Genomic DNA, 20080 nt, shown 5'->3' with positions numbered 1-20080 from the left:
CGTTGTGAAAATCAGCCAAACAAGCCTTGCAGATACCACTGGCCGCCGATGCGCTCGCGGTAGAGCCAGAACATGCGGCCTTGATCGTCGGCGGCCACGTAGTAGTCGCGCCCGACGCCCTCGCCGTCCCACCAGCCCGCCTCGATACGCTCGGTGCGCGTGAGCGTCTTGAGCGGACGCCGATAAACCGGCCGGTCGTCGCGCGTGGCCAGCTTGAGCGGCTTTTCGAGCAGCCACGCGGGACGCGGCTGCGTCGGCAGCGGCACCTCGGGCAGATCGAAGGCGCTCTGCACCGGCGCGCTGTCGTCCGGCGCTGCGGCCTGCACGTTCGACTTGCGCGATTTGCGCTGAGCCTGGCGGCGCGCGGGCGCACGCGCAGGTGACCGATAAGTTCGCGCCGACATCGCATGCTCGGGCCGATGATCGTCCTCGACGAACAGCTGCAACACGTTCTGCTCGCCGATGCGCGCGCCGATGCGCTCGAACAGCTGCGCCAGCGACGCATCCGACGCCTCGGGCGACGGGAACAGCGTGTCGGTGGGCGGCGCGTACTCGCTCACCTGATCGGCGACCAGCGCGAGGCCGATCACGGGCGCAATCAACTCGGTCTGGTTGAGCTTTTCGCGCAGCAGCCACAGCAGATGGTCGGCGTCGCGCGAAGGCGCGGCCCACGTGAGCCGCAGACTCGACGTGCGCGACGCATGGCGCGACGCCAGCTCGTGCTCCAGCCGCAGTTCGAAGCCGCTCAACGCGCCATGCTGCACGGCGAGCCAGCCCGCCAGCTGCATCACCAGACGGCGCGCGGCGAACAGCAGCGCGTCGGCGCTTTCCACCCGCGCCTGCAATTCGAGCGCGGCATGAAACGATGGCGGCGCGGTGAACCACGCACGCGGATCGGGCGTCTCGCCGCGCGCCTGCGCGAGCCACGCGAGCACGCCATCGCCGAAACGCCGCACGATGCCGTCACGCGGCAAGCGCCGCAGATCGCCGAGCGTCGCGCAGCCAATCTGCGTGAGCGCGTGCTCGTGCTGCGCGGCGAACGGCGCGAGCGTAACCGGCAAGGCGTCGAGCGCACGCGCGAGCGTGCTGTCCTTGAGCACGTGAAAGCGCCGCGCGGTGTGCGCGCCCGCGCTTGCATGCGCCTGCGCGAGCGTCCACGCGCCCCACGCGGTCGGCGCACAGGCGATGCGCGCGGCGTGGCCGCAGTCGGCCACCGTGGCCGCGACCTTGGCGAGCAGCGCGCGCACACCGCCGAACAGGCGCAAGCCGGAGCCCACTTCGAGCAACAGCGTATGGGACTGCGCCAGCGACACCCGCGGCGTATAGGCGAGCAGCGCGAGCGCGAGCGCCTCGAACGTGCGCGTCTCGCGCGTCGCATCGGGTTCGAGCAGCACGAGGCCCGGCGCCAGCGCGAGCGCATGTGCGCGCGTGGCGCCGGGATGCACGCCCAGGCGAAACGCGTCGCGATCGGCGATCACGATGCGCGCGTGATCGGCGAGCGCGTAGCAGCGTTCGGGCGCGCTTTCGTCGCTTTGTCCTGCAGCCAGCGCCTCGTGCTCACACGACCCGGGCGACGGAAGCGGCGGCCTGACGGCCTCCAGCGGCAACAACGGCAAGGTGACGGCGATCCACAGCATGATTGACCCCGGGCCACGGCATGACCGGCGCTGCGCCCGGCTGGGGCAGCACCGACTCCTGCAGCGGCAAAGTGACGACGAGTGGCTGGGCGGGCGGCGGCCCGCGGCGCTTGAAAATATCGACGCAGACACCGGTGTGCTGCATCCATTCACGGCGATTCAGACGCGTATCCGCTTCGGGCGGCGGCACCGGCGTGCAGACCATGCGCAGCGGCGCGGGCGACGACTGGCTGCGCGCCGCGGGCGCTCGCACCAGAAAGGCCAGCGCCTGCGAATCCTGTGCGGCGACCTGCAGACGGCGCAGCGCGTCGGCGCGCGCCTTCGGCTGCCACAGCAGCACTGCGCCGATGCCGTCCTGCTTGAGCGCCTGCTCGGCGGCCCACGGCGCTTCGTCCTCCGCCGCGCGAATCCAGACGAGGCGATCGAGCGCGATCCCCCACGCTTCGAGTGCGCACGCATAGGGCCGCCACGGTGGCGCGACCAGCAGCACATGCTGCCCCTGCGCGGTGAGCGCGCGCAGCGCGGGCGCAACCAGACGCATCTCGCCGATGCCGCCCTGCTCCACCAGCAGCTCGGTCAGACTGCCCGACGGCCAGCCCGCGCCGGGCAGCAGCGCATCGAGCGCGGCATGGCCGCTCGACACCGTGCGCATGCCCGTGCCGCCGAGCTGATTACCCTGCCAGATCCGGCTTTGCAGCCGGGGCGGCAAATGTGTCGCCGCTAGCTGGAGTGCTGCTGCCATGATCGCGCTCTGAAAAAAGAAAACAGGACGCCCTGCCCGACGCTGGATGGGGCATGACGAGGACGTGGGGACGACGCCTCGCGCGGCGTCGTCGACCTGTATATTTATACAGTATTTGAGATGGTTTCTGGAAGGAGGTTTTTCAGGGACTGTTCAGGGAAAGATCCGAAGTCTGGTGAAAATCTATGGCGCGGATTCAAACCCATTTGACGAGACGGACGAAGGGACGATACAATCCACGATTCGTCGGAGCGTAGCGCAGCCTGGTAGCGCATCTGATTTGGGATCAGAGGGTCGTAGGTTCGAATCCTATCGCTCCGACCAGCAATACCGAGGGGTTACACGCCATTGGCCTGTAGCCCCTTTTTCATTTTCTCCCGCCCGGTCGCTATTGAAACCTCGGGCCTCGCCCGGAGAAACGCGGAAATGCAGCGTCCCTCGGCTGCTTCCCGCCAAGCACGGCTCAAGCAACGCTCAAGCAAGCGCTCGCGTTTTCGTCGTCCGGCTTCGTTCGATTTGGAAAGCCGACGAGCTTATAAAATACAGATCGGCCACGATTCCCGTGGCGACCGCACCCTGGCACCCATGTTACGTCTATCCGAAGTCAAACTCCCCCTCGACCACGCCGAAAGCGAACTTGAAGCCGCGATTCGGGGACGCCTTGCGGACCTCGGCGTAGCGAAAGACGCGCTCATCCGCTACACCGTCTTTCGCCGTGCGCACGACGCCCGCAAGCGCTCGGATATCAAGCTGACCTATATCGTCGATATCGAGGTTCAGGACGAGGCGAAGGTGCTCAAGCAGATCGCCGGCAAGCCGCACTGCGGACCGACGCCGGACATGACCTACCGCTTCGTCGCGAAGGCGCCGGAACATTCGACGCGCCCGCGTCCGGTAGTGATCGGCATGGGGCCGTGCGGCCTGTTCGCCGGGCTGATCCTCGCGCAGATGGGTTTCAAGCCGATCATTCTCGAACGCGGCAAGGCCGTGCGCGAGCGCACCAAAGACACCTTCGGTCTGTGGCGTAAATCCGTGCTGAACCCGGAATCGAACGTGCAGTTCGGCGAAGGCGGCGCGGGCACTTTCTCGGACGGCAAGCTCTACAGCCAGATCAAGGATCCGCACCACTACGGCCGCAAGGTGCTCGACGAGTTCGTCAAGGCCGGCGCGCCGGAAGACATCCTGTTCCTGAGCCGTCCGCACATCGGCACGTTCCGTCTGGTGAGCATGGTCGAAAAGATGCGCGCCACCATCCACGAGCTGGGCGGCGAAGTGCGTTTCGAAACCCGCGTCGAAGATATCGAGATCGAAAACGGCAAGGTGCGCGCGCTCCAGCTCTCGAATGGCGAGACGCTGCCGTGCGATCACGTCGTGCTGGCTGTGGGCCACAGCGCGCGCGACACGTTCCAGATGCTGCACGACCGCGGCGTGTTCATGGAAGCGAAGCCGTTCTCGCTGGGCTTCCGGATCGAGCATCCGCAGGGCGTGATCGATCGCAGCCGCTTCGGCAAGTTCGCGGGCCACAAGGAACTGGGCGCGGCCGACTACAAGGTCGTGCACCACGCCAACAACGGCCGCGCGGTCTACAGCTTCTGCATGTGCCCGGGCGGCACGGTGGTCGCGGCGACGTCGGAACCCGGCCGCGTGGTCACCAACGGCATGAGCCAGTACTCGCGCGCCGAACGCAACGCGAACGCGGGCATCGTCGTCGGCATCACGCCGGAGGATTATCCGGGCGGCCCGCTCGCGGGCATCGCGTTCCAGCGCAAGTGGGAGGAGCGTGCGTTCGAACTCGGCGGCAGCAATTACCAGGCGCCGGGCCAGCTGGTGGGCGACTTCATCGCCGGACGGCCGTCGACGTCGCTGGGCTCCGTGGTGCCATCGTACAAGCCGGGCGTGACGCCCACCGATCTGAGCACGGCGCTGCCCGACTACGTGATCGAAGCGATCCGCGAGGCGCTGCCGCAACTTGACAAGAAGATCGCCGGCTTCGCCATGAACGACGCCGTGCTGACGGGCGTGGAGACGCGCACGTCGTCGCCGCTGCGCATCCGCCGCAAGGACAACTACCAGAGCATGAACGTCGAGGGGCTGTATCCGGCGGGCGAAGGCGCGGGCTATGCGGGCGGGATTTATTCGGCGGCGATCGACGGCATCGAGGTGGCGCAGGCGGTGGCGCTCGACATGGTGTCGGGCGGCGCGGCCTGATCCGTGCGCAACGAGGGGAACGCAGGGACCGAGGGAATGCCTGACACTGCCCGGCCTTACCCTCCTCCTACAATGACGCCATCCCCCCAGGAGAGCCGCTAATGAACCTCATCCTCTGGCGCCACGCCGAAGCCGAAGAGATCGCCGCGAGCGATCTCGCCCGCCAGCTCACCACGCGCGGGCGCAAGCAGGCCCAGAACGTGGCGCGCTGGCTGCGCACGCGCCTGCCGGAAGACGCCGTGATCCTGGCGAGCCCCGCCGCGCGCACCATGCAGACGGCCGAAGCGCTCACCGATCAATACCGCGTGGTGCGCGAGATCGCCCCCAACGCCAGCGTCGAAGCCATTCTGGAGGCCGCTGGCTGGCCCGAGGGCATCGCCTCGACCGTGGTGGTGGTCGGCCATCAGCCGACGCTTGGCGAGGTGCTGGCCACGCTGCTGGGCAACGAAACGAACAGCGACGGCAGCGTGCGCCGCAGTTGGGCCGTCAAGAAGTCGGGCGTCTACTGGATCAAGAGCCGCGAGCGCAATGGCGACGGCGAAGCCGTCCTGATGGCCGCCATCACGCCCGATCTCGTCTGAAGCGACCCGCGTCGCATTGCGCCAACACCCAGCGCCGCGTCTGCCGCGGCGCTCTGCCGCTCCCCCTCCTCGCCCCTCACACGCCCGCCCAGCAAGCCTGAGGCGGCACAGGGCCACGCTCTGGCCCTGGCTGGCTTACAGCGCGTCATCGAATCGTCATTGCGTTTTCATGGAACCGTAACCCCGGCTTACTAAATTGCCGGGAAAGTTCCTTTACCTTTGACAGGACGCCCCATGCGAGATCTGCCGACGCCCTCCCTGCCGTTCGCCTTGAGCAGTTTCGAGTCGACCCGGAGTCTGCCGCGTGCCGAAGAGACGGTCACCGCGCAGCACCGGTTGCAGGTGACCTGGGCTCGCACCGACGAAGAACTGCGCGAGGCGCAGCGTCTGCGCTACCGCGTGTTCGCCGAGGAAATGGGCGCACGTCTGTCGGGCCCGGCCGGCCTCGACGTCGACGTCTTCGACAACTACTGCGATCACCTGCTGGTGCGCGACCTCGACACGCTCAAGGTCGTCGGCACCTATCGCGTGCTGCCGCCGCACCAGGCGACGCGCATCGGCCGCCTGTACGCGGAAAGCGAATTCGACGTGTCGCGTCTGGCGCATCTGCGCCCGAAGATGGTCGAGGTGGGCCGCTCGTGCGTGCACCCTGACTACCGCAGCGGCTCGGTCATCATGTCGCTGTGGGGCGGTCTGGGCGCCTACATGAAGCACAACGGCTACGAGACGATGCTCGGCTGCGCAAGCGTGGCAATGGTCGACGGCGGCCACTACGCAGCCAACCTGTACGTCTCGATGGGCGCGGACGCGCTGACGGACCCCGAGTACCGCGCCTTCCCGCACACGCCGCTGCCGGTCGAAGAACTGCGCACGGGCGCACCGGCCGTGCCGCCGCCGCTCATCAAGGGTTATCTGCGTCTGGGCGCGAAGATTTGCGGCGCACCGGCCTGGGATCCCGATTTCAATACCGCCGACTTCCTCACGCTGTTCCGCCTCTCGGACATCAACGAACGTTACGCGCGCCACTTCCTGGGCGACGCAGCGGGCCGTTAAGCCGCATCGGAGGCCTGGACATCGACGCAGGCCTCAAAAGCACAATGCCCGGCGCTCAGGCCGGGCATTGTCGTTTCTGGATCACATGCTCAACGCAGATCCGCTTATTCGTCCGAATACACCACGCGATACGGAATGCCGATCTTGCCCCACTCCGCCGCTTCCTGGACGAGGTTGTAGTCGGTGAGCGGATTGTTCTGCACCCACGCGTTCGGCAGGATGACTTCGTAGCCGTTGTGCTCCTGCACCACGGTGATCTTCGGCAGGCCGACATCGGCGCGACGGCGGCTCAGCAGCGCGGCCAGACGCAGGCAGAACAGCAGCGGCCACTCCACGTCACGCGTCTGCGAAAGCTTGCCGAGCTTGCCCACGTGGCCCAGCACCAGCGCCGCCAGACGCGCCTGATCGGTGCGCGAGAAGCCCGGCATGTCGGCGTTGCTGGCGATATACGCCGAGTGCTTGTGATACGCGCTATGCGAAATCGACAAGCCGATCTCGTGCAGCGACGCCGCCCAGCCCAGGAACATGCGGTTTTCTTCGCGACGCTCGGCGTCAGCTTCCTCGAACTGGTCGTAGAAGTTCATGGCCAGTTCGCCGATACGGCCCGCCTGGGCGCGATCCACGCCATAGCGGCGCATGAAGCCCTCCACCGTGACCGTACGCATGTCTTCGTGCTGCGAGCGGCCCAGCAGGTCGTACAGCACGCCCAGACGCAGTGCGCCGTCGGTGGTGTCGACGTAGTCGATGCCCAGTTCCTCGAACACCGCGATCATGATCGACAGACCGCCCGCCAGCACCGGAATGCGGTCGGGCTTGAGCGCGACCAGCTTCAGACGATTGACGTTCTCGGCCTTGATGAGCGCGCGCTTCAGACGTTCGAGCCCGCCGCGCGAGATGCCATGCGTGATACCTGGATCGTTGAAGCCGTTCGCCTCGACCAGTTCGGCCAACGCGCGCGCCGTACCCGACGAGCCAATCGCCTGATCCCAGCCGGTCTTGCGATAGTCGGCGGAAATGATCTGGATTTCGCGCGACGCGGCCAGTTCGGCCTGACGCATGGTGTATTCGTCGACGTTGCCGGCCGGGAAGAACTGGCGGCTATGACTCACGCAGCCGATGTAGAGGCTTTCCATGCGGATCGGCGTGTAGTGCGAACCGATGATGAACTCGGTCGAGCCGCCGCCGATATCCACCACGAAGCGCTTGCCGGCGCTCGCGGGCACCGAATGTGCTGCGCCCGCATAAATCAGACGCGCTTCTTCGCGGCCCGCGATCACTTCGATCGGGAAGCCGAGCGCCTTTTCCGCCTCGCCAAGGAATTCGCGGGCGTTCTTGGCCACGCGCAGCGTGTTGGTGGCGACGGCGCGCACGTGATCCGGGTGGAAGTCGCGCAGACGTTCGCCGAAGCGCTTGAGCGCGTCCCAGCCGCGCACCTGCGAGGCGCGGTCGAGCATCTTGTCCTTCGAGAGACCCGCGGCGAGTCGCACGGGTTCGCGCAGGGCGTCGACCGGATAGATCTGGCTGCCGGCGTCGGTTTCCTCGACCCGGCCGACGATCAGACGAAAGCTGTTCGAACCGAGATCGACGGCGGCAAGCAGTTGCGGATTGGTGACCATCGAGGGTGCGGGCTCCATGCGTGCGAACGCGGCCATCCTGGCTCTCTGAGCGGCGGCCGCATTATCCAAATATGCCATTTTAAGCGTACCCGACTTCCCCATGGCGCTCCTCGCGAAGGTTATCGTCAGTGAAAGGCAAGGAACGCCTTTTGAGGACGCCTTGACCCACTGTGCATCTTTACTTCGCAAGGTGTCGGATGCGTGAAAATGCAGCGTAAAATTTATGACACACTCAATGTCACAATAAAGTCACATTACTGTGAGAATTTCCGAGCGTCCGTTCGAATCATCCCCTGAAATTCCGCTTTCAATACCAATGTCCATCCGCTATCCACTCCTTAACCGCGAACTGGGCATTCTGGGATTCAACGAGCGTGTGCTCGCACAGGCCGCCGACCCATCCGTTCCCTTGCTGGAGCGCTTGCGCTTCATCTGCATTACCAGTAGCAACCTCGACGAATTCTTCGAAGTCCGCATGGCCGGGCTTCAGGAACAGATGCGCGACAACCCGGGCGCGCTCTCGCCCGACGGCATGTCGCTGCAGCACGTGTACGACCTCGTGGTCGAACGCGCACAACGTCTCGTGCATCGCCAGTACCGCATGCTGCACGACACCGTGCTGCCGGCGCTCGAACAGGAAGGCATCTACTTCCACGGCACCGATGCCTGGAACGAAGCGCAAACCCACTGGGCGCGCCAGTACTTCCTCGACGAACTGCTGCCCGTGCTCACGCCGATCGGGCTCGATCCCGCGCATCCGTTCCCGCGCGTGCTCAACAAGAGCCTGAACTTCGTGGTCGAACTCGAAGGTAAGGATGCCTTCGGACGTCAGGCCGTGATGGGCATCGTGCAGGCGCCGCGCGCGCTGCCGCGTCTCGTTCGGATGCCGCAGGAACTGTCGGGCTTCCAGCATGGTTTCGTCTTGCTCGGCTCGCTCCTGCAACGCTTCGTGGGCGAACTGTTCCCGAGTCTCGTGGTGCGCAGTTGCAACCAGTTCCGCATTACGCGTAACAGCGAACTGTTCGTCGACGAAGACGAAATCACCAACCTGCGCGTGGCACTGCAGGGCGAACTGCCCGCGCGCCATCTGGGCAATGCGGTGCGCCTGGAAGTGTCGGCGGAAACGCCGGTGCATCTGGTGCGACGTCTGCTCGACGAAAGCGGTCTGGACGAAAAGGACTGCTATTACGTCGATGGCCCCGTGAATCTCGTGCGTCTGATGCAGTTGCCCGAGATGGTCGATCGTCCGGATCTGAAGTTCGTGCCGCACGTACCGGCGATTCCGCAGCGCATCGCCGCGAACAGCAGCATGTTCGACGTGATCGATCAGGGCGACGTCCTGCTCCATCATCCGTACGAAAGCTTCCAGCCGGTGCTGGAACTGCTGCTGCAGGCCGCCAACGATCCGAACGTGGTCGCCATCAAGCAGACCATCTACCGCACCGGCACCGACTCGCCGCTGATGGACGCGCTCATGCAGGCCGCGCGCAATGGCAAGGAAGTCACGGTGGTGGTCGAACTGCTTGCGCGTTTCGACGAAGAAACCAACATCAACTGGGCCTCGCAGCTCGAAGCGGTGGGCGCGCATGTGGTCTATGGCGTAGTGGGCCACAAGTGCCACGCCAAGATGATGCTGATCGTGCGCCGCACGCCCGTGAACGGCCGCATGCAGTTGCGCCGCTATGTCCACCTGGGCACCGGCAACTATCACCCGCGCACCGCGCGCCTCTACACCGACTTCGGCCTCATGACGTCCGAGCCGAAGATGTGCGAGGACGTGCACCACGTGTTCCAGCAGCTCACCGGCATCGGCGGCGAACTGCAGTTGAACGAACTGTGGCAGTCGCCGTTCACGCTGCATCCGAAGCTCGTCGAAGCGATTCGCGCTGAAGCCCAGGCCGCGCGCGAAGGCAAGAAGGCGCGCATCGTCGCGAAGATGAACGCGCTGCTCGAACCGACGGTGATCGACGAGTTGTACGAAGCGTCGCAGGCGGGCGTGAAGATCGATCTGATCGTGCGCGGCGTGTGTTCGCTGCAACCGGGTGTGCCGGGGCTGTCGGAGAACATCACGGTGCGCTCGATCGTGGGGCGTTTCCTCGAACACCATCGCATCTACTACTTCTATGCGGGCGGCAAGGAAGACGTCTATCTGTCGAGCGCCGACTGGATGGACCGCAACCTGTTCCGCCGCGTCGAAGTGGCGTTCCCGATCCACGATCGACGCCTCAAGCGCCGCGTGATCGCCGAAGGTCTGTCGTGCTTCCTTGGCGACAACCAAGCGGCTTGGCTCATGCAGAGCGACGGCCACTACAAGCGCCGTCGTGCGGGCAAGGCGATCCGCAATGCGCAGATGAGCCTGCTGGCGAAGTTCTGCCCTTGACGTTGTCTCGCTATCCAGCGCCTGTTTTCAAGGGCGCTGGATGCAAAAAAGCCGCTTCAGTCATCAAGACGAAGCGGCTTTTTTATGCGGTGAAACTCAGGCTGGCGTAGGTTGCCGCCGCGTCGTGCGTGCGGCCGGGAAGCGCACCGTGAAGGTACTGCCCCGCCCTTCCTCGCTCTTCACTTCGAGCGCCGCATCGTGACGTTGCAGCACATGCTTGACGATCGCCAGCCCCAGACCCGTGCCGCCCGTATCGCGCGAACGGCTACGATCGACGCGATAGAAACGCTCCGTGAGACGCGGAATGTCGCTTGCTGGAATGCCATAGCCGCTGTCCGTCACCGAGAACACCGCATTGCCGCTTTCGAGACGCCACGACAACTGCACGCGGCCGCCCTCGGGCGTATAGCGCACCGCATTGGTCGCGAGATTGCCCAGCGCGCTCAAGACTTCGGTTTCCGAACCCGTCACGCTCAGGCCATCGTCGAAATCGGCGGAGACGATGTGATGACCGCCCGAAAGGCTTTCCGCATCCTCGCGCACATGGCCGAGCACCGCACGCATGTCGATGATCTGGTCGCCCGGCAGGCGCGCCTCGCCTTCGAGCTTGGCCAGCACCAGCAGATCGGTGACGATGTGGCGCATGCGCGAAGCCTGCTGCTCCATCAGATCGAAGTAGCGCATGCGCTCCTCTTCCGAGAGCGGCAGCTCGCGCATGGTCTCCAGGAAGCCCGAGAGCACCGTGAGCGGCGTCTTCAGCTCGTGCGAGACATTGGCGACGAAGTCGCGGCGCATTGCATCCGTGCGTTCGAGTTCGGTGATGTCCTGCGAGAGCACCAGCTTGCGGTTATCGCCGTACGGAAACACCTGCACGGACAGCACGTTCTGGCGCTTCGCGCCCATGCCGCGCATGATCAGCATGTCCTTGTAATCGTGCGAATTCAGATAACGCACGAAATCGGGCTGACGCACGAGATGGGTGATGTGCTGACGCAGATCGCGTTTGGCATCGAGGCCGAAATGCACTTCGGAGATGGCGTTGCACCACTCGATCTGATCGTGATCGTCGAGCATGGCCACGCCGTTGGGCGACGCCTGGATCGCCTGGATGAAACGCGAATGCTGTTGCTCGACCTGGCGCACCTGAGCATGCCAGCGCTTCGCGAGCTTGTGCAGACGGTAGTAGATTTCGCCCCACACGCCGGGCGCGCTCGGCACTTCGCCGTACACGGGCGCATCGAGCAGACGCCACAGACGCTGCTTGTGGAAGGTGCTGAAAACCATTTGGCCGACCAGCGCCACCACGGCGAGGGCCAGCCCGAATTTGACGCCGACAAACGCGCCGACGCCCGTGCAAACGAGCGCGAGCAGCACGATCGATACGAGGGCGCGCGCCCAGATGATGTTCATGTTGCGATCGAAGAGAGTGACAGTCCGTACCGGGGCGCTGCGGATTCGGAGCGCCGGCGCTGCATCTCGCACAGCGCCGACGTTTGACTGCGGTAAATCAGCTCAAGACAAAAGCGGCAAGTACGGCAAACGCGCTCAGGCGCTCTTCGCGAGACGATAACCGCTGCCGCGCACCGTTTCGATCATAGCATCGCACCCTGCCGGCTTGAGCGCGGCGCGCAGACGCTTGATATGCACGTCCACGGTGCGCTCTTCCACGAACACGTGATCGCCCCACACCTGATCGAGCAGTTGCGTACGGCTGTGCACGCGCTCCGGGTGCGTCATGAAGAAGTGCAGCAGGCGGAACTCGGTCGGGCCGAGGTCCAGCTTGATCTCCGAACCTTCCGCGTGAGCCGCCACACGGTGCGTAGCCGGATCGAGCTTGAGACCGTTGATCGCCACCACGTCTTCGGTGAGCTGCGGCGCGCGGCGGCGCAGCACCGCCTTGATGCGCGCCATCAGTTCCTTCGGCGAGAACGGCTTGGTGACGTAGTCGTCGGCGCCGATTTCGAGGCCGAGCACCTTGTCCTGCTCGTCGCCGCGGGCGGTCAGCATGATGATCGGAATGTGCTTCGTGCGCTCGTTGTTACGCAGATCGCGCGCGAAATTCACGCCCGATTTACCCGGCAGCATCCAGTCGAGCAGGATGAGATCGGGCAGCACGTCGCTGATCAGATTCTGCGCCTGCTCCGCGTTGTAGGCGCGGATCGGGCAATGACCTGCGTGCTGCAGGTTCACCGAGATCAGCTCGGAAATAGCGGGCTCATCTTCGATGACGAGAATGCTGCTAGGCATCGGCACCTCTTGACCTTAAGACCTGTTGATACGGATTACGAAAATGTCGGGGCGGTATCGATTTCAGAACCGGGCGAGAAAAAGCGCTTCAAAAGCGCCTTTTCCCACCACCCCGGCGTTTCACTTAGCTGAGTGCTTCGCGTTCGAGCGCGTCGCGCGACTTGTGTCGCACGTCGGTGCCCTTGACGATGTAGATGATGAATTCGGCGATGTTCTTCGCGTGGTCGCCGATGCGCTCGATCGCCTTGGCGATGAACAGATAGTCGAGGCCCGCCGAAATCGTGCGCGGGTCTTCCATCATGTAGCTCACCAGCTTGCGCACGAAGGCGCGGAATTCCTCGTCGATGGCCTTGTCGTCGCGCACGATCTGCGCGGCGGCCACCGTGTCCAGACGCGCGAACGCGTCGAGCGCACGGCGCAGGATCGACACGGCCATTTCGCCCGAGACCTTGATCTCGGCGATATTGACCGCACGCGAGTTGCCGTCTTCCATCAGGCGCTTGGTGCGCTTGGCGATCTTTTCAGCTTCGTCGCCGGCGCGTTCGAGGTTCGTGATGGTCTTCGAAATCGCGAGCACGAGGCGCAGGTCGCGCGCAGCCGGCTGACGGCGCGCGATGATGTTGCTGCACTCTTCGTCGATCTCGACTTCCATCGTGTTCAGGCGGTCTTCGGCGGCGATCACGCGCTCGGCGGCTTCGCCGTCGAACTCGTTCAGGGCCTGCATCGCCGTGATGATCTGCGATTCCACGAGGCCGCCCATTTCCAGAACCTTCGACGAAATGAGGTTCAGGTCGGCGTCGAACTGGCTGGACAGGTGCTTGTCGGACATGTCTTTTCTCCCTTCCGCTTAATGTGCTACCGACGGATCAGCCGAAGCGGCCCGTGATGTAGTCTTCCGTTTCCTTGCGGACCGGCTTGATGAAGATCTTCTCGGTGTCGCCGAATTCGATCAGCTCGCCGAGATACATGTACGCAGTGTAGTCCGAGCAACGCGCAGCCTGCTGCATGTTGTGGGTGACGATCACCACCGTGTAATCGCTCTTGAGTTCGGCGATCAGCTCTTCAATGCGGCCCGTGGAAATCGGGTCGAGCGCCGAGCACGGTTCGTCGAGCAGCAGCACTTCCGGACGGATCGCGATACCGCGCGCGATACACAGACGCTGTTGCTGACCGCCCGAGAGGCCGTAGCCGCTCTGGCCGAGCTTGTCCTTCACTTCGTTCCAGAGCGCCGCCTTGGTGAGCGCCCATTCGACGCGGTCGTCCATTTCCGGGCGCGACAGCTTTTCGAACATCTTCACGCCGAACGCGATGTTGTCGTAAATCGACATCGGGAACGGGGTCGGCTTCTGGAACACCATGCCGATGCGCGCGCGCAAGAGCGAGATGTCACGCTTGGTCGTGAGCAGGTTCTCGCCTTCCATCAGGATCTCGCCTTCGGCGCGTTGTTCCGGATAGAGCGCGTACATCTTGTTGAACGTGCGCAGCAGCGTGGACTTGCCGCAGCCCGACGGGCCGATGAACGCCGTCACCTTGCCTTCGGGAATCTGCAGGTTGATGTTCTTCAGCGCGTGATACTTGCCGTAGAAGAAGTTGAGATCCTTGACCTCGATCTTCGGACGCGACGACATGGCGCCACGGTTGCCCTGGGCGGGGTCGAAGCCGGACGGCGCGGTAGTGTTGAGGTGACTCTCTGCCATATTCATCGGATGGACTCCGCCCTTACTTTTTCGAAAAGATGGTGCGTGCAAGGATATTCAGACCCAGCACACCCAGCGTAATCAGGAACACACCGGCCCACGCAAGCGATTGCCACTGCGAGAACGGGCTCATCGCAAACTTGTAGATCGTGACCGGCAGGTTGGCCATCGGCTGATTCATGTCCGCCGAGAAGAACTGGTTCGACAGCGCCGTGAACAGCAGCGGCGCGGTTTCGCCTGCGATACGGGCGATCGCCAGCAGCACGCCCGTCACGATGCCCGCGATCGACGCCTTGAGCGTGATCGACAGCACCATCTTCCACTTCGGCGTACCGAGCGCGAAGGCCGCTTCGCGCAGTGCGTTCGGCACCAGCTTGAGCATGTTCTCGGTGGTGCGGATCACGATCGGGATCTGCAGCAGCGCGAGCGAAATCGCACCGGCCCAGCCGCTGAAGTGACCCATCTTGGCCACCACCAGCGCGTAGACGAACAGACCGACCACGATCGACGGCGCCGACAACAGAATGTCGTTGATGAAGCGCGTCACGCTCGCAAGCCAGCCCTTCTGGCCGTATTCGGCGAGATACACGCCTGCCAGAATGCCGATCGGCGTACCGACTGCCGTGGCGATGCCGACCAGCAGCAGGCTGCCGACGATCGCGTTGGCCAGACCGCCGCCATCGGTGTTCGGCGGCGGCGTGGACTGCGTGAACAGTTCGACCGACAGACCTCCCAGACCGAGCGAGAGCGTCGTGTAGAGAATCCACACGAGCCACAGCAGGCCGAAGCCCATCGCGGCCAGCGACATCGTCAGCGCGATCGCGTTGGTGAAGCGGCGGCGGCTTTGCAGCTTGCCGCGCATCTTGTCGAGTTCGGAGCCGTAGATCGCTCCGGGAATTTTCAGCATCGGCTCGCTCATCGCGCACCCTCCGACTTTTCAAGGCGCAGCAGCATGATCTTCGAGATCGCCAGCACGATGAAGGTAATCACGAACAGGATCAGGCCGAGCTCCATGAGCGCCGAGGTGTGCAGACCCGGGCCGGCTTCGGCGAACTCGTTGGCGAGCGCCGAGGTGATGCTGTTACCAGGCGAGAACAGCGACACGTTGTCCAGCAGGTTCGTATTGCCGATCACGAACGTCACCGCCATGGTTTCGCCGAGCGCGCGGCCAAGGCCGAGCATCACGCCGCCGATCACGCCGGTCTTGGTGAAGGGCAGCACGATCTTCCACATCACTTCCCACGTCGTGCAGCCGATGCCGTATGCCGATTCCTTCAGCAGCACGGGCGTGACTTCGAACACGTCGCGCATCACCGAGGCGATGTACGGAATGATCATGATCGCGAGGATGACGCCGGCGCACAGGATGCCGATACCGATCGGCGGGCCCTGGAACAGCGGGCCGATCAGCCACACGTTGCCCAGCAGATGGCCGAGCGGGCGCTGGAAGTATTGCGCGAAGATCGGCGCGAACACCAGCAGGCCCCACATGCCGTACACGATCGACGGGATCGCGGCCAGCAGTTCGATGGCGATACCCAGCGGGCGGCGCAGCCACGCGGGCGAGAGTTCAGTCAGGAACAGCGCAATGCCGAAGCTCACCGGCACGGCGATGACAAGCGCGATGATCGACGTGGCGATGGTGCCGTAAATGGGCACGAGCGCGCCGAACTGATCGCTGGGTGGATCCCAGTCGGCCGTCCAGAGGAACGAGAGGCCGAACTTCTGGATCGTCGGCATCGAGGCGACGATCAGGGACACGATGATGCCGCCGAGCAGCAACAACGTGACGATGGCGGCGCCGCGCGCGAGGCCGCCGAAAATGATGTCCCCTGCCGGGCTGGGCGCCTGCTGCTGCGCGTTGCTGCCGGGCGGGTTCGAGACGAGCGGGACGTCGGACATGGTGACCTGTTTCCAGTTGCCGCGAGCACGAGGCTCACGACGTTGATGCGGTTCTGAAACCGACTGCCGCCAGGGCCCGGTCATACGACCGGCTGAAGGCCCAGAGGCGGTACATCGTAGCGGGTGATTTACGACTGTTTTGCAACCAGATTACGGATGCATAACGCATAACCAGGAAGCAGCACGGGCCGCACGCGATGTCGCGGCGGCCCGTAGCGCTACACGGTCAAACCGCCTTCGCCTTACTCGGCGATGGCCTTGCCGCTAGCGTCCTTGACCTTTTCCTTCCACTGCGTCTTGATCTCGCTCACGACCGATTGCGGCAGCGAGATGTAGTCGAGGCTGTCAGCTGCCGGCGTGCCGTTCTTGAAGGCCCAGTCGAAGAACTTGAGCGTTTCCTTGCCTTGATCCGGCTTGTCCTGTGCCGTGTGCAGCAGCACGAACGTAGCGCCCACGACCGGCCATGCTTCCTTGCCCGGCTCGTTCGTCAGGATCTGGTAGAACGACTTCTTCCAGTCTGCGCCAGCTGCAGCTGCCTTGAACGTGTCCGTGCTCGGCTCGACGACCGCGCCCGCTTCGTTCTTCATGGCAGTGTAGACCATGTGATTTTGCTTGGCGTACGCCCACTCGACGTAGCCGATCGAACCCGGCAGACGCTGAACGAAAGCTGCGACGCCGTCGTTGCCCTTGCCGCCCGTACCCGTCGGCCATGCGACCGTCGAGCCTTCGCCGACCTTGCTCTTCCACTCGGCGTTGACCTTCGAGAGGTAGTTCGTCCAGATGAAGCTGGTGCCCGAACCATCAGCGCGGCGAACCACGGCGATGTCCAGATCCGGCAGCTTGACCTTCGGGTTCAGCGCGACGATAGCCGGATCATTCCACTTCTTGATCTTGCCGAGATAGATGTCGCCGAGCACTTCGCCCGACAGCGTGATTTCGCCAGCCTTGATGCCCGGCACGTTGATCGCCGGCACGACGCCGCCCACCACCGTCGGGAACTGGAACAGGCCTTCCTTGGCCAGCTCGTCGTCCTTCAGGGGCGCGTCCGAACCTGCGAAGTCAACCGTCTTGGCGACGATCTGCTTGATACCGCCCGACGAACCGATGCCTTGGTAGTTCACCTTGCCGCCGCCCGACTTCTGATAGGCGTCCGCCCATTTCGTGTAGATCGGTGCTGCGAAGGTGCTGCCCGCGCCAGTGATGTCAGCAGCGTGGGCTGCCATCGCGAAGAGGGCGCCAGCAACGCCAGCGAGCGCGGTTTGCATCAATTTCATGAGACCTCCAGATGTGTGAGCGGATGAACGACAGGGCGAAGAATAGGGCCTCTTTGTGACAGTACCGTGACGATTCATGAAGCAGTCGTGACAGTACGATTACCGGCTGAAAGGCGGGGAATGAGTGAAGAAGGCGCTTACTTCAGGCGCATTGACGCCCGTACAGCCAGCGCTGACGCGCGCGGCCGCCCGTGGGACGGGCGTTTGCCGAAACGGCGGGGTCGGACACGTAGGGGGTCGTGCGACCTTTTGAAAGGCGACTGAAACCGTCAGTGGAACGTTTGCTCGAACGATAAAAAAATCGTTGCGTCAGACGGCGCCCGGATGGCGGCGAATGCAGGCGCGGCACCTTGTCGCAGACAGGGTGCCGCCCTTTTCCGCCAATGCGGGCTCAAAAAAGTCAGGCGATGGCGCGCTTGACGGTTTCGGCGATCGATTCCGCGTAATGGAGCGTGTCGCGCTCCTCGCGCGCTTCCACCATCACGCGCAGAACCGGCTCGGTGCCCGAGGCGCGGATCAGCACGCGGCCTTTGCCTTTGAGCTCGGCTTCGGCGTCGGCGATCGACTTCTGGATTGCGGCGTTGCCCTTCCAGTCCGCGCCCTGCGCGATGCGCACGTTGATGAGCTTCTGCGGGAACAGCGTGACGCCGTCGAGGATCTGCGCGAGCGTCTGGCCGCTGCGCTTCATCGCCGCCAGCACCAGCAGCGCGGAGACGATGCCGTCGCCGGTCGTATGGCGGTCGAGCGAGAGGATGTGGCCCGAGCCTTCCGCGCCGATCTGCCAGCCGTTCTCGCGCAGTTGCTCCAGCACGTAGCGGTCGCCGACGTTGGCGCGCACGAAGCGCACGCCCAGGCCGTCGAGCGCCTGCTCCACCGCGAGGTTGGTCATCAGCGTGCCGACCGCGCCTTCGACCTTGCCGTCGGTCGCCATGCGATCCTTGACCAGCACGTAGAGCAGTTCGTCGCCGTTATAGAGGCGGCCTTGCGCATCGACGATCTGCAGACGGTCCGCGTCGCCGTCAAGCGCGATGCCCAGATCGGCGTGATTCGCACGCACCGCGCGCACCAGCGCATCGGGCGCGGTCGCACCCACGCCGTCATTGATGTTGAAGCCGTTCGGCGACACGCCGATGGGGATCACGTCCGCGCCCAGTTCATGGAACACGTGCGGCGCGATGTCGTAGGCCGCACCGTTCGCGCAGTCGACCACCAGCTTCAGGCCGCGCAGGCTGAACGCCTGCGGGAACGTGCTCTTGCAGAACTCGATGTAACGTCCGCGCGCATCGTCCAGACGGCGGGCGCGGCCCAGTTGCTCGGACGGCGCGCAGTCGAGCGGCTGTTCCAGCTGCGCTTCGATCTGCGTTTCGACGTCGTCGGGCAGCTTGTTGCCGTCGGCGGAAAAGAACTTGATGCCGTTATCGAAGTACGGATTGTGCGAGGCGCTGATCACCACGCCTGCGGCGAGGCGCAGCGCGCGCGTGAGATAGGCGACGCCGGGCGTCGTCATCGGCCCCGCCAGCATCACGTCGATACCGGCAGCCGACAGCCCTGCTTCCAGCGACGCTTCGAGCATATAGCCCGAAATGCGCGTGTCCTTGCCGATCAGCACGGCCGGGCGCGGGCCCGAAGCCGGCGCCGCCCCTGCGAGCACCTTGCCCGCCGCGTAGCCGAGACGCAGCACGAAATCCGGCGTGATCGGCGCGACGCCGACCTTGCCACGAACCCCATCGGTTCCGAAATAACGACGTCCCATACCTCAAACCTCACATTGACACTGTTGTACGGCGCCCGGAGCGTTCTGGCGCCCGGTCACGCCCTGTTCTCTTGATGCCTGCTTTAAGCCCGCACGGGTTAAGCCCTTTCCGCCTCGCGCATCGCGCCCCAGACCTTGAGCGCATCCACGGTCGGCGCGACATCGTGCACGCGGATGATCGCCGCGCCCTTCTGCGCCGCGCACACCGCCGCCGCCACGCTGGCCGCCACGCGTTCCGGCGCGGGCCGGTTGATCAGCGCGCCGAGCATGGATTTGCGCGACATGCCCGCGAGAATCGGATACGGCGCGACGCCGGCGGCAACCTCCGGCGCGGTCGCGGGCAAATGCGCGAGCAAGGCGTAATTATGCTCGACCATCGACTTGCCGAAACCAAAACCCGGGTCGACGCTGATACGCGCTTTCGCAACGCCCGCGCCTTCGAGTTCGGCGCAGCGCGCTTCCAGAAACTCGCGCACCTCGCGTATGACATCGGCGTAATCCGGCTCGCCCACCTGCATGGTCTGCGGCTCGCCGAGCATGTGCATCACACACAGGCCGCAGTTGCTGTCGCGCACCGCGTCGATCGCGCCTGGCATGCGAAAACCCCAGATATCGTTGATCAGATCGGCGCCCGCTGCCAGCGCGTGACGCATCACTTCCGGCTTGTAGGTGTCGATCGACAGCGGCACGTTCGCACCCTTGAGACGCTCGACCAGCGGAATCACGCGCGCGAGCTCTTCGTCGAGCGGCACGGGCGGCGCGCCAGGGCGAGTCGATTCCCCGCCGATGTCGATGATGTCGACGCCGTCGCGCAACATCTGCTCGGCGCGGCGCATGGCGTCGTCAAAGGCGATGTAGCTGCCGCCGTCCGAGAACGAATCCGGCGTCGCGTTGAGGATCCCCATGACGAGCGGACGCTCGAAGGTCAGCGTGAAACGACCGCAGATCAGCGGTTCGGGAAGATTAGCCTGCGATGTGAGATTGGGCACG

Annotated in this window: 16 protein-coding genes and 1 tRNA gene; 5 read left to right on the top strand and 12 right to left on the bottom strand. The window is 64.5% G+C overall.

Annotation, left to right across the window (positions count from 1 at the left end; genetic code table 11):
• Positions 1 to 11: 11 nt before the first annotated feature.
• Complete coding sequence (locus F3J17_RS13975; RefSeq protein WP_167059164.1) at positions 12 to 1637, bottom strand: DNA polymerase Y family protein; 1626 nt, start codon at positions 1635 to 1637, stop codon at positions 12 to 14.
• The gene (imuA, locus tag F3J17_RS13970) at positions 1558 to 2379 is read right to left on the bottom strand and encodes a translesion DNA synthesis-associated protein ImuA (RefSeq protein WP_167059162.1); all 822 of its coding nucleotides are present in this window, start codon (positions 2377 to 2379) and stop codon (positions 1558 to 1560) included. The genes F3J17_RS13975 and imuA overlap by 80 nt, the downstream gene beginning before the upstream one ends.
• Positions 2380 to 2626: 247 nt before the next feature.
• Between imuA and F3J17_RS13965 the strand changes: the two genes are divergently transcribed.
• From F3J17_RS13965 to F3J17_RS13950, 4 genes are all read left to right on the top strand, one after another.
• Positions 2627 to 2703 (top strand) — tRNA-Pro (locus F3J17_RS13965).
• 261 nt (positions 2704 to 2964) lie between these two features.
• Entirely contained in the window at positions 2965 to 4587 is a 1623-nt protein-coding gene (locus F3J17_RS13960; RefSeq protein ID WP_167059159.1) for an NAD(P)/FAD-dependent oxidoreductase, read from the top strand.
• 101 nt (positions 4588 to 4688) lie between these two features.
• On the top strand, positions 4689 to 5168 hold the full coding sequence (gene sixA / locus F3J17_RS13955) for a phosphohistidine phosphatase SixA (protein WP_167059156.1): 480 nt from the start codon (positions 4689 to 4691) through the stop codon (positions 5166 to 5168).
• Positions 5169 to 5402: 234 nt separating this feature from the next.
• Positions 5403 to 6221, top strand: coding sequence for a GNAT family N-acyltransferase (locus F3J17_RS13950; RefSeq protein WP_167059153.1), 819 nt, complete (start codon positions 5403 to 5405; stop codon positions 6219 to 6221).
• Between the two features lie 104 nt (positions 6222 to 6325).
• Here the strand turns inward: F3J17_RS13950 and ppx are convergent, their stop codons facing one another.
• Entirely contained in the window at positions 6326 to 7873 is a 1548-nt protein-coding gene (gene ppx, locus F3J17_RS13945) for an exopolyphosphatase (protein ID WP_240160972.1), read from the bottom strand.
• A 280-nt stretch (positions 7874 to 8153) separates the two neighbouring features.
• Between ppx and ppk1 the strand changes: the two genes are divergently transcribed.
• Positions 8154 to 10217, top strand: a complete 2064-nt coding sequence (gene ppk1 / locus F3J17_RS13940) for a polyphosphate kinase 1 (RefSeq protein WP_167059147.1) — start codon at positions 8154 to 8156, stop codon at positions 10215 to 10217.
• 96 nt (positions 10218 to 10313) lie between these two features.
• Here the strand turns inward: ppk1 and phoR are convergent, their stop codons facing one another.
• The 9 genes from phoR to folP form a co-directional block, all read right to left on the bottom strand.
• Positions 10314 to 11627 (bottom strand): phosphate regulon sensor histidine kinase PhoR, encoded by a 1314-nt coding sequence (gene phoR / locus F3J17_RS13935; protein ID WP_167059144.1) that lies wholly within the window; start codon positions 11625 to 11627, stop codon positions 10314 to 10316.
• A 135-nt stretch (positions 11628 to 11762) separates the two neighbouring features.
• Positions 11763 to 12464 (bottom strand): phosphate regulon transcriptional regulator PhoB, encoded by a 702-nt coding sequence (gene phoB / locus F3J17_RS13930; RefSeq protein WP_027817258.1) that lies wholly within the window; start codon positions 12462 to 12464, stop codon positions 11763 to 11765.
• 124 nt (positions 12465 to 12588) lie between these two features.
• Positions 12589 to 13293 carry a phosphate signaling complex protein PhoU gene (gene phoU / locus F3J17_RS13925; RefSeq protein WP_167059141.1) on the bottom strand — a complete coding sequence of 235 codons (705 nt, stop codon included), beginning with the start codon at positions 13291 to 13293 and terminating at the stop codon, positions 12589 to 12591.
• Positions 13294 to 13330: 37 nt separating this feature from the next.
• A complete protein-coding gene (gene pstB, locus F3J17_RS13920) occupies positions 13331 to 14167 on the bottom strand; it encodes a phosphate ABC transporter ATP-binding protein PstB (RefSeq protein WP_027817260.1) in 837 nt (278 codons plus the stop codon).
• Positions 14168 to 14183: 16 nt separating this feature from the next.
• Entirely contained in the window at positions 14184 to 15080 is an 897-nt protein-coding gene (gene pstA, locus F3J17_RS13915; protein ID WP_167059138.1) for a phosphate ABC transporter permease PstA, read from the bottom strand.
• Entirely contained in the window at positions 15077 to 16063 is a 987-nt protein-coding gene (pstC, locus tag F3J17_RS13910) for a phosphate ABC transporter permease PstC (RefSeq protein ID WP_167059135.1), read from the bottom strand. The genes pstA and pstC overlap by 4 nt, the downstream gene beginning before the upstream one ends.
• Positions 16064 to 16305: 242 nt before the next feature.
• Entirely contained in the window at positions 16306 to 17337 is a 1032-nt protein-coding gene (pstS, locus tag F3J17_RS13905; protein ID WP_167059132.1) for a phosphate ABC transporter substrate-binding protein PstS, read from the bottom strand.
• Between the two features lie 400 nt (positions 17338 to 17737).
• Positions 17738 to 19090, bottom strand: a complete 1353-nt coding sequence (gene glmM, locus F3J17_RS13900; RefSeq protein ID WP_167059129.1) for a phosphoglucosamine mutase — start codon at positions 19088 to 19090, stop codon at positions 17738 to 17740.
• A 98-nt stretch (positions 19091 to 19188) separates the two neighbouring features.
• Complete coding sequence (gene folP, locus F3J17_RS13895; protein ID WP_167059711.1) at positions 19189 to 19995, bottom strand: dihydropteroate synthase; 807 nt, start codon at positions 19993 to 19995, stop codon at positions 19189 to 19191.
• Positions 19996 to 20080: the final 85 nt, after the last annotated feature.

This window comes from Burkholderia sp. Ax-1719 (assembly GCF_011753055.1).
Lineage (GTDB): Bacteria > Pseudomonadota > Gammaproteobacteria > Burkholderiales > Burkholderiaceae > Paraburkholderia.
Note: the sequence above shows the minus strand (reverse complement) of the source record. Positions and strands in the feature narration are given on the sequence as shown.

Excerpts from the sequence above, each read along its gene's own strand:
- F3J17_RS13975 (WP_167059164.1), bottom strand. The coding sequence starts at position 1,637 with ATGCTGTGGATCGCCGTCACCTTGCCGTTGTTGCCGCTGGAGGCCGTC.
- imuA (WP_167059162.1), bottom strand. The coding sequence starts at position 2,379 with ATGGCAGCAGCACTCCAGCTAGCGGCGACACATTTGCCGCCCCGGCTG.
- F3J17_RS13960 (WP_167059159.1), top strand. The coding sequence starts at position 2,965 with ATGTTACGTCTATCCGAAGTCAAACTCCCCCTCGACCACGCCGAAAGC.
- sixA (WP_167059156.1), top strand. The coding sequence starts at position 4,689 with ATGAACCTCATCCTCTGGCGCCACGCCGAAGCCGAAGAGATCGCCGCG.
- F3J17_RS13950 (WP_167059153.1), top strand. The coding sequence starts at position 5,403 with ATGCGAGATCTGCCGACGCCCTCCCTGCCGTTCGCCTTGAGCAGTTTC.
- ppx (WP_240160972.1), bottom strand. The coding sequence starts at position 7,873 with ATGGCCGCGTTCGCACGCATGGAGCCCGCACCCTCGATGGTCACCAAT.
- ppk1 (WP_167059147.1), top strand. The coding sequence starts at position 8,154 with ATGTCCATCCGCTATCCACTCCTTAACCGCGAACTGGGCATTCTGGGA.
- phoR (WP_167059144.1), bottom strand. The coding sequence starts at position 11,627 with ATGAACATCATCTGGGCGCGCGCCCTCGTATCGATCGTGCTGCTCGCG.
- phoB (WP_027817258.1), bottom strand. The coding sequence starts at position 12,464 with ATGCCTAGCAGCATTCTCGTCATCGAAGATGAGCCCGCTATTTCCGAG.
- phoU (WP_167059141.1), bottom strand. The coding sequence starts at position 13,293 with ATGTCCGACAAGCACCTGTCCAGCCAGTTCGACGCCGACCTGAACCTC.
- pstB (WP_027817260.1), bottom strand. The coding sequence starts at position 14,167 with ATGAATATGGCAGAGAGTCACCTCAACACTACCGCGCCGTCCGGCTTC.
- pstA (WP_167059138.1), bottom strand. The coding sequence starts at position 15,080 with ATGAGCGAGCCGATGCTGAAAATTCCCGGAGCGATCTACGGCTCCGAA.
- pstC (WP_167059135.1), bottom strand. The coding sequence starts at position 16,063 with ATGTCCGACGTCCCGCTCGTCTCGAACCCGCCCGGCAGCAACGCGCAG.
- pstS (WP_167059132.1), bottom strand. The coding sequence starts at position 17,337 with ATGAAATTGATGCAAACCGCGCTCGCTGGCGTTGCTGGCGCCCTCTTC.
- glmM (WP_167059129.1), bottom strand. The coding sequence starts at position 19,090 with ATGGGACGTCGTTATTTCGGAACCGATGGGGTTCGTGGCAAGGTCGGC.
- folP (WP_167059711.1), bottom strand. The coding sequence starts at position 19,995 with ATGGGGATCCTCAACGCGACGCCGGATTCGTTCTCGGACGGCGGCAGC.